Annotated in this window: 4 protein-coding genes; 3 read left to right on the plus strand and 1 reads right to left on the minus strand. The window is 68.6% G+C overall.

The window, feature by feature from the left end; translation table 11 throughout:
• From cobA to K789_RS0101335, 3 genes are all read left to right on the plus strand, one after another.
• On the plus strand, positions 1-688 hold a 688-nt coding region (gene cobA / locus K789_RS0101325; protein WP_024365169.1), incomplete at its 5' end, for a uroporphyrinogen-III C-methyltransferase.
• Positions 689-777: 89 nt separating this feature from the next.
• The gene (locus K789_RS0101330; protein ID WP_024365170.1) at positions 778-2,244 is read left to right on the plus strand and encodes an FAD-dependent oxidoreductase; all 1,467 of its coding nucleotides are present in this window, start codon (positions 778-780) and stop codon (positions 2,242-2,244) included.
• Between the two features lie 172 nt (positions 2,245-2,416).
• Positions 2,417-3,406: a DNA topoisomerase IB gene (locus K789_RS0101335; protein WP_024365171.1), complete on the plus strand. Its 990-nt coding sequence runs from the start codon at positions 2,417-2,419 to the stop codon at positions 3,404-3,406.
• 16 nt (positions 3,407-3,422) lie between these two features.
• On the opposite strand, the gene K789_RS0101340 is transcribed toward K789_RS0101335, so the two are convergent.
• On the minus strand, positions 3,423-3,929 hold a 507-nt coding region (locus K789_RS0101340; protein WP_024365172.1), incomplete at its 5' end, for a DUF1206 domain-containing protein.

Genomic DNA, 3,929 nt, shown 5'->3' on the forward strand with positions numbered 1-3,929 from the left:
CGGCCCGCGCGAACTCCTGGCCGAACTGGGCCCCGACGTCCGTGTGATCGAGGTCGGCAAGACCCCCGGCCACCACCCCGTCCCGCAGTCCGAGATCAACCGCATCCTCGTCGACGAAGCCCTGCAGGGCCACCGTGTGGTCCGGCTCAAGGGCGGCGACCCCTACGTCCTGGGCCGCGGCGGCGAGGAAGCCGAGTTCTGCCGGCAGCACGGCGTCGAGGTCGAAGTGGTCTCCGGCGTCACGTCCGCCATCTCGGTCCCGGCCGCCGCCGGCATCCCGGTCACGCACCGCGGGCTGGCCAAGGGCTTCAGTGTGGTGACGGGCCACGAGGAGCTGTCCGAAGTCCCGGCCCGTGCGGACCACACCGTGATCCTGCTCATGGGCGTCGGCCAGTTGCGCGATTCCGCGGCCTCGCTGGCACGCGCCGGTTTGCCTCCGGAGACGCCTGTTGGCATCGTAGAGAATGGTTACTTGCCGAACCAGCGGGTGACCATCGGAACGCTCGGGACCATCGCGGACCAGGCGGAGGCCGCAGGCGTCGCGAACCCCGCCGTGATCGTGATCGGTGACGTGGTCCGCGTCAGCCCGTTCGCGCCGTCGCACTTCAAGACCGCGGACTACGGCACCACGTCCCCGAACGCACCCCGCGCACCCAGCACCACCAAGACCCGTGTACTGAACCCCTAAACCCCGTCGATTGCTCCATAAGTGCCGTTATCAAGCCTCAAAACGGCCGTTATGGAGCAACGGATGCAGAACAACAAAGGAACACAGCCGTGTCAACGAACACCCCTGCAGGAACTGCTGCCCGCCCGCTGCGCATCGCCGTCGTCGGCTCCGGACCCGCCGGTGTGTACGCCGCGGACATCCTGACCAAGAGCGAGGCGGTCAAGAGCGGCGAGCTCACGGTCAGCATCGACCTCTTCGACCGCTACCCGGCACCCTACGGGCTGATCCGCTACGGCGTGGCACCGGACCACCCCCGGATCAAGGGCATCGTCAACGCCCTGCACAAGGTCCTGGACCGCGGCGACATCCGCTTCTTCGGCAACGTGGACTACGGCACGGACCTGTCTCTGGAGGACCTCCGCACCCATTACGACGCCGTCATCTTCGCCACCGGGGCCATCAAGGACGCGGACCTGAACATCCCCGGCATCGAGCTCGAAGGATCCTACGGCGGCGCCGACTTCGTCTCCTGGTACGACGGCCACCCCGACGTGCCCCGCGAGTGGCCCCTGGATGCCAAGGAAGTCGCCGTGATCGGCAACGGCAACGTGGCCCTCGACGTGGCACGGATGCTCTCCAAGCACGCCGATGACCTCCTCGTCTCCGAAATCCCGGACAACGTGTACCGCGCCCTGAAGGATTCCCCGGTCACCGACGTGCACGTCTTCGGCCGCCGCGGCCCTGCCCAGGTCAAGTTCACCCCGCTGGAGCTGCGCGAACTCTCCCACTCCAAGGACGTGGACATCATCCTCTACGCCGAGGACTTCGAGTTCGACGCCGAATCGGACCGGCAGATCCAGAGCAACAACCAGACCAAGACCATGGTGGGCACGCTCACCAACTGGATCGCCGAGCAGCCCGAGGATCTCGCCGAGCTCACGGCATCCCGCCGCCTGCACCTGCACTTCCTGCACAGCCCTGTCGAGGTCTACGGGGACAATACCGGCGAAGCCGGTGCGCCCGGCCGCGTCGCCGGCATCAAGTTCGAACGCACCGAGCTGGACGGCACGGGCAACGCCCGCGGCACCGGCGAGTTCGTCGACTACCCGGTGCAGGCCGTGTACCGCGCCATCGGCTACTTCGGCTCCTCGTTGCCCGAGGTCGAGTTCGACCACAGCAAGGGCGTGGTGCCGAACGACGGCGGCCGGGTCCTTGATGCCTCCGGTACCCACGTGCCGGGCATCTACGCCACCGGCTGGATCAAGCGCGGCCCGGTCGGCCTCATCGGGCACACCAAGGGTGACGCCCTGGAAACTGTGACCTACCTGCTGGAGGACCGCGACAACCTGCCGCTGGCAGCGGCGCCCGCGCCGGACGCCGTCGTCGACCTGCTGGAAAGCCGCGGCGTCCAGTACACCAGCTGGGAAGGCTGGCTGGCCCTGGACGCGCACGAGCGGTCCCTCGGCGAAAAGGCGAGTGCCGCTGCGGACGGCGTCCAGCGCGAGCGCATCAAGGTGGTCCCGCGCGAGGCCATGGTCCAGATCTCCCGCGACGGGGTCGCCGCGGAGGTCTGATCTCCCCACTAACAGCAACGCGGGGTCAGTTCGCGCCCATCCAGGAGGGGATTATGGGCGCGAAGTGACCCCGCGTTGTTTGGTAACTGGCGCGAAACAGGGTTGTAGTCAGTAGGCTTACCGTCATGGATGAGCAGCGCATGCCACAGACCCCAGCACCGGGAACGCGCCGGTGAGGCTCCGCCACAGCAACGCGTCCGGCCGCGGCTACCGGCGCGTCGCGGCCGGGACGGGGTTCAGCTACAAGGACCTGGACGGCTCAACGCTGCCGGCCGGCCCGGTGCGTGAGCGGCTGGAACACATCGGTATCCCGCCGGCCTGGACGGACGTGTGGATTGCCCCGTACGACAACGGGCACATCCAGGCCACGGGGCTTGATGCGGTCGGCCGGCGCCAGTACATCTACCACCCGGGCTGGCGCGAAAAAAAGGACCGGCTCAAGTTCGACCGTTCGCTCCAGCTCGCGGAGACCCTGCCGGCCGCACGCCGCCTCGTCACGATGGACCTGCGCTCCGGGGGCCTCACCCGGGAGCGGGTGCTGGCCGCCGCCTTCAGGATGCTGGACAGCGGCTCGCTGCGGGTCGGCTCGGAGCGCTACACGAACGAAAACGGCAGCCACGGCCTCGCCACCCTGCTCTGCGCCCACGTGAAGCTGCGCAAGGACGAACTCCGGCTCAGTTTCCCTGCCAAGAGCGGCAAGAACTGGGAGTCGCGGATTCACGACGCCGACCTCGCCGCCGTCGTGCGCCAGCTCAAGCGCCGCGGCGGCAACGCCCGCCTGCTGGCGTACCAGGACGGCCGGAGCTGGCACCCGGTGTCCAGCGCGGACATCAACCAGTACGTCAAGGAGCGCACCGGGCAGGACTTCACCGCCAAGGACTTCCGCACCCTCCGGGGGACGGTGGCCGCGGCCGTCAGCCTGGCCCAGAGCGGTCCGCAGCCCAAGGTGTCAGCCCGGAAACGCGCGGTGAGCCGCGCCATGCTGGACGCGTCCGGCGTCCTCGGGAACACGCCGTCGATCGCCCGGAAGAGCTATGTGGATCCGCGGCTGCTGGACCACTTCGCCGCGGGGGAGACCATCGACCCGAAGCGGCTCGACTCCGCCGAATCCGAGATCCGCGCCCTGCTGTACCGCGAGGGTGACGTGGTCGAACTGCGTTAGGGGACTGGCCCGGGCGCTACATCCGGCCGAAGCGTGCCCGGAGCAGCGCGAACACTCCGTAGGCGATGAAGCCGGCGCCGATCGCCAGGAGCAGGGCGGGGCCAAATGGATGGTCCTGCAGGGCCTTGAGGCTGCCGTCCAGTCCCGTGGATGAGGCGGGGTCGTTGGTGGCCGCGGCGATGACAAACAGCAGGCCCGTCAGGATCAGCGCCACTCCCTTGGCGATGTGGCCGGCCACGCCCAGGCCGCTGACCAGGCGGCCGCGGTGTGTCCCTTCGAAGTGCCGCAACTCCTCCTTGAACTTCTTCCCCGCGCCCTTGACGATGAAATACACGCCGATCCCGATGATCGTCAGGCCCAGCCCGATGAGCGCCGGCACCCCGAAGGGGCTGCGCACGAGGGCCGTGCTGAAGTCCCGGGTCGAGTCGCCGGAATCGCCCCGGTTGCCCAGCGCGAAGCCGGCGAAGCTGAGCCCCACGCTGCCGTAGGCAACGCTGAGGAAGCCGGAGGAGACGAGCTTGCC

It is taken from the genome of Arthrobacter sp. TB 26, assembly GCF_000427315.1.
Lineage (GTDB): Bacteria > Actinomycetota > Actinomycetes > Actinomycetales > Micrococcaceae > Arthrobacter.